This is a genomic window from Enterobacter asburiae, from assembly GCF_008080435.1.
Taxonomy (GTDB): Bacteria; Pseudomonadota; Gammaproteobacteria; order Enterobacterales; family Enterobacteriaceae; genus Enterobacter; species Enterobacter asburiae_C.
In genome coordinates this window covers 1-5,408 of sequence record NZ_VRKN01000041.1, presented here as the reverse complement: position 1 = coordinate 5,408, position 5,408 = coordinate 1, and the positions used below count along the sequence as shown (strand labels likewise).

5 protein-coding genes are annotated in these 5,408 nt (G+C 47.5%); 3 read left to right on the top strand and 2 right to left on the bottom strand.

What is annotated here, in order from left to right; all coding sequences use genetic code 11:
• Positions 1–46 precede the first annotated feature (46 nt).
• A complete protein-coding gene (locus FU672_RS24540; RefSeq protein ID WP_148245201.1) occupies positions 47–3,103 on the bottom strand; it encodes a Tn3 family transposase in 3,057 nt (1,018 codons plus the stop codon).
• Between the two features lie 148 nt (positions 3,104–3,251).
• On the opposite strand from FU672_RS24540, the gene FU672_RS24535 reads away from it, so the two are divergent.
• The 3 genes from FU672_RS24535 to FU672_RS24525 all read left to right on the top strand — a co-directional run bounded on the left by FU672_RS24535 (position 3,252) and on the right by FU672_RS24525 (position 4,790).
• Positions 3,252–3,833, top strand: a complete 582-nt coding sequence (locus tag FU672_RS24535; RefSeq protein ID WP_148245200.1) for a recombinase family protein — start codon at positions 3,252–3,254, stop codon at positions 3,831–3,833.
• A gap of 26 nt (positions 3,834–3,859) precedes the next feature.
• Positions 3,860–4,240 carry a hypothetical protein gene (locus FU672_RS24530; RefSeq protein WP_148245199.1) on the top strand — a complete coding sequence of 127 codons (381 nt, stop codon included), beginning with the start codon at positions 3,860–3,862 and terminating at the stop codon, positions 4,238–4,240.
• Between the two features lie 244 nt (positions 4,241–4,484).
• Positions 4,485–4,790, top strand: a complete 306-nt coding sequence (locus FU672_RS24525) for a hypothetical protein (RefSeq protein WP_148245198.1) — start codon at positions 4,485–4,487, stop codon at positions 4,788–4,790.
• Positions 4,791–4,855: 65 nt separating this feature from the next.
• Here FU672_RS24525 and FU672_RS24520 read toward each other — a convergent pair whose 3' ends face one another.
• Entirely contained in the window at positions 4,856–5,071 is a 216-nt protein-coding gene (locus FU672_RS24520; RefSeq protein ID WP_148245197.1) for a YgdI/YgdR family lipoprotein, read from the bottom strand.
• Positions 5,072–5,408 lie beyond the last annotated feature (337 nt).

Below are 5,408 nucleotides of genomic sequence, written 5' to 3'. Positions count from 1 at the left end.
GGGGGTGTAAGCGGGAACCGTCCAAAATTTTGTCACGTCTGTCACTTTACGTCTTCTCGTCCGATGTCAGCGTCAGTCCGTTAATCATTGCATCCAGATCAATCTCTTTTCCTTCGCTGACAAAGGTGTAATGCCCGTTTAAAAAAATATGCCGCCAGGCTACGGGCGACATACGCCGGATAAAGCTCAATCCCCGGCTATTCCCGTTTGATTCGTATTTCTGTAGTAATCTCGATAAAAGGGCTGAGTTGTAGTAGATGATCACAATGGAAAGCAGCCGCCCGCATTGGTTGCTGATTTCGATTTCAATATCGTTCTGTCCTGTCAGCTCTTTTTTACCGCCGACCTGAGCGATGGCTGAACGCAGCTGGTGATAAGATTCTATGCGATTTTGTGAACGGTGGCTGTTTCTGGCTATTTGTGGATCACGAAGATAGCGAAGGATATAAAGGCTGCGGATAAGTTTATCAAACTCGAACAGCGCCTGCCTTGTCGGGTTTTCAGGGGAATACGTACACAGTTTACGGATTAATGCCCCCTGGGTTATTTCTTTCAGGCCCAGTGTGGCGACGATTTGATCCAAATTGGGTTTCTCATCGATGATCACCTTCTGATTTATCTGCCCCACCGGTTGGATCAAGCATTTTTTATAGCGTGTCGGGTCGTCTGCACAATATAGTTCTTTCAGCATGTCGGAGGGGGAAGTAAAACGAGGTTCAAAACGCAGGCCAAACCAGTGAAGGATGGCGAAATTGGCCCTGTTAATACTGTGCATATCGCCGGTGATCGTCGTAGGCACAATCCCGGCAGTATTCCTGTACCAGATATCAAAAACATGATGCGCTTCGTACTCATGGGCGCCGATGAGATACCCATTAAGCGGAATATGATTGCATAACAGGGTATAAGCCACCACGCCTTTCCCTAGACCAAAGTATTTCTTTGACGCACGAGCTTTGATCATCGGACGCTCAACGCTGAATTTTTGCCCATCGACGGCCGCATATAACTCACCCAATTCCAGTGAGTAATACGGAAAAACAGGAAGCGTCTTAATGGCATCACTGATGCTGTCGCAGGCTGCTTTTAAGGAGGAGAAACGCAGATATTGTTCATAAGCATCATTCAGCGCATTGTACGGTATATCGCTGGTACGGGACATCGTCAGATTGCCGTGATTCATGGCCTGCGCCATTATCACCGCCATCAGATTGTCCGCGACTGCACCTTTTTTCACATACAGAGGCTGCAGCGGCGTAAGCGCCGACAGAAAGCTGCATTGCTGATTGACGAAGCGAAAAACATCCGTCAGTTCACTTAAAGGCAGCTGAGAATAAAAATCCGTTACGCTGTCAGATTGATCCCCCGTATCCTGCTTACGCCAGCTGAGTTTCTGGGTTTCTTTATCAAACGCCAGATGAGGCAACTTGTCCTGTTTTAGCTCCCGGTTGAATGCTTTCCATTGTCGGTGCAGTTCGCGGGTCAGAGTACGCAGTTGATGCCCGATCGGTTTGCGCAAAAATGGGATGTCCATTTGTGCCAGAACGTCCGCTTTTTCCTCGACCGAAACCAGCTCGTCTGAAAGATGCCGGTGCTGCAGGCTGTCATCCAGATAGAGTTCGCCTGACTCCAGCCGTTTTCTTATTTGCCTGTACAGCCAGAATTCATAACGATCGGCATGGAGCACTGTCGGGGAGTCTTTTTCATCCGCGATCAGTAGCCAGGGCTGCAGACGCGGTGGCAGCGTGCCCGGCGGGCACATCGCCACCGGACGTTGCGCCAACCGCGGCTTTCCGGAAAACGAATCCTTAACCCAGGCAAGCGCAGCAAGCCAGGGGCATTCAGGCGTTACGCTGGAAAAATTCAGGGCGCAGAACAACGGGCGTAAATGGCGACGGATATGAGCCGCCTGAATGTCCACGGCTTCCCAGCGCCGGGCCATCCGGCTGACCGGTTTGACCCGCATTCGCTGCGCCGTATTTTGCAGGGTTTCTCTGGGCATGATTTTCCAGGCCCGCTTGCGTACATCGCCAAACGGCGTGGTATCAGTAACCGCTTCATCGACAAACAGCGATAACAGACGTCCGACCCTGTTATTCTCCTGCTGCCGTTGCAGCACGTCTGCTTCAAAGTTTTTTCTGGCGTCTTCTTTGCAGCGTTCTTCTGTTTGCTTCATGTGCCACATCATGGCGCTGATCAGGTTATCGGAAAACTGCCGGTAGCGAAGCCAGATATAGCACAACAGATATAACCAGGTTTGCTCTTTTCTGAGGTTACGCAGATCGTGGATAGTGTAAAAGTTAACCAGACTGGCAAAGTACAGCAGATTTTGTTGCGAAATGCCGAGCCCGGGCAGTAATTTCCGCGCCATCTGATACAGCGGTGCCAGCTGGCCGCGTTTATCCCGTTCACGGGACATTTGCCGCCAGCGAAAATCCTTCGCTTCCTGTTTCAGCACGGCCAGGCCAGACAGGGCGTCATCTTTCTTCAGGAGTGCAGTCAGCGTTTTCTGTGTTTCATCATCCAGCGCGGCTGACAGAATGCCAGCCAGTCGCTGCCGTTCTGCCGACAGTGTTTTACTGATGATTTTCTGGAGCGTGGAATACCCCGGGCGAACGATTTTCTTTTCATTGAGCCAGCAGATGAGTTCGGTGGCAACAAAACCGGGGGTAATATCACGGCGCACAATCTGCGCAGCGCGGGCATCAAGTTGCGGGCCAACGGAGCCGGACCACTGTCGGTACCCGAAGAAATCGGTAATAAGCTTACGCTGGGCGTAATATTCATGATCAGAAATGGAGTGGCCGGCAGGAGACACCTCACGAAAGTAGCGTTGCACCACAAAATCGTAATCACTTTCCCCCTGTTGCGGAGAAAAGCGAAAGAAGGCATGTTTGGCTTTAAAATAACCAATCTGCAGGATACAGTAAATCTGCGCCACTATTTCGGGGCGGCTGGTAGCAAGTTCCAGTTCCTTTGCCGTGAGTGACAGATATTCCATCTGCTGTCCTTCGTCAAAATCAGGCAGGCCATACAGTGCGAATTTTTCTGCATCAGTTAAAACAGAGAGCCTTTTGCCTTTATCTTTTCCATGGGATGTCATCCTGACCTCGTACCGGATATGTCCGTAAGGGGATCGTTGAACGGACAGTTAAATAAATTTTTATATCTGCCATAAATTGCAGCTGAAGTTGTCTCATATAGATAGTACGATATCAATCTCTTTCATGGCCCCTTAAACGTACACATTTATGACTAAAATACGCATCGGCTACGCACGCTGCTCTACCGACAAGCAGGATCTGACCGCCCAGCAGGAAGCGCTGGTCGGACTAGGGGTCTCATTGGACAGAATTTACACCGATAAAGGACTGACCGGTTCAAACCGACAGAGACCCGGTCTGGAGCAGGCGTTGGCCGCCGTTCGCAGTGGCGACACACTGGTTGTTCCTAAGCTCGATCGTCTGGCCCGTTCTGTTCCTGATGCAAGGGAGATCGCAGATGCCTTAGTGGCAAGGGGAGTGAAATTGGCTCTGGGAGCCAGCATCTACGATCCGGCAGACCCAATGGGGAAAATGTTCTTCAACGTACTGGCCACATTTGCCGAATTCGAGGGGGATTTGATACGCCTCCGGACCAGAGAAGGTATGGCCATTGCCCGGGCAAAAGGGAAACTGCGGGGAAAACAGCCTAAGTTGTCAGATAAACAGCAAAAAGAGCTGTGCCGAATGCATGAAACCGGACAGTACTCAATCAGCGATCTTGCTGAATTATTTTCAGTGTCACGGCCAACGGTCTATCGAACGCTTTCTCGTGGGAAACATGAGTTGTGAACGAGTCATGCCAGAAAGGTGCCATAATGAAGTTCAGATATATAGTTCTGACGGGGATCGTTACGCTTGCTATAGCTTCAGTCATGTTACTTCCGGGTATATTCTCTCAATTGAAAAATACCCCTGAAATTAATTATTATAAAAGTCATCCTGACTTAGCTTATACCGTATTTAGCGGTTGTAAGCCTCATCCTGATAACGTTGATAACTGTTACGCAGCTTACAGTGCGGCCGTTTATCTGGCCGACTCAGGGGACTGCAGCCCTGCGGGTAAAGAAATAAAGCGCAGATTTAAGCGACTCGTTGAACACAGTAAGGAGGAATATATCACTGAAGAAATAAATTCTGACTGTGAAATAAACAGAAAACAATCTTTATTTGAAAAATGGGTTGAGAAAATAAAATGAATTTATAAGATAAAATAAGGTCTGGTAGTAAAATCCCTCAGGATAGTATTTCGATGGTTCAGGTCCATATCGGCTGGAGAAAGGATAATGAATGATGTTGCCGTTTTGGTGTTAGTCGTGGCAGGCTTTTGTGCCTCAGTATGACGGTGCTATCCCACGGTGCTAAATGTGTTGATAATCTGTTTATAGGAGCTCGATTGCAGTAAAGTTAGAATTAATTTTATTTAACTTTTGATTGGATGTTATGAAAAAGACCTTTGTTATGACGTTAATCTTGATAAGCCTGACGGGTTGTGTTGAGTATCAGTGGGTTAAGACCGGTACCGACAAGCAGCAGGAAGATATTGCTGAAACTCAATGTAAAGCACAGGCACTCAGGGATTTGCCACCGGACAATCAGATCTCTGGCAAGTACACATCTAAAGATGAAAAACATAAAACGACTGATACAAGCTACTCAACGAGTGATGAAAACGAGAGTAAGCGAGATGTCCTGGTGAAGGACTGCATGTATGGAAAAGGCTGGACACAGATAGAGATCCAGCATTGAGAAATAGTTGAAAATTTCTGCAAAATATAGTCCCATATTCATATGTGGGACTATATTAAAAAATATTATTTTTCAATCATATTGGTGATTTGATCGCGATTGATTTCATGCTTGAAACCACCCGCGTCCTTATAGGTTACCAGTCCCGTAGATTTATCCGTTTCAGGCTTCCCTTTGGTGACAATCATGTCACCTGATTTCGTCTGCATTACATAGTCGCTGGAGCAGCCGGTCAGAACGGCTGCAGCGGCGAAAACTGCCAAAAATAAGTACTTACTCATTATTTATTCCCTTTCGATGAATACATCATAAACATAACGCACTGTTATTTTATGTAATTTCATTATAAAAATCTACATTCTGGAATGAAGCACATGGCCGTTGTATGATTTTTCATTTCACAATGCCACCTTATGAACGGCGGATAGATGCAAACCTCCTGCCCAATACTGGGAATAACTTGTTGCTTTTAAAGGCGGACTAAAATTTGGTCATGATCAGCTATAGCTTTTCTGATGGGAAATTTCGGCGGTGCAGGTGTGTAACCGCTTTCTCAGACAGAAAGAAATAAAAGTGACGGACGTGACAAAATTTTGGACGGTTCCCGCTTACACCCCC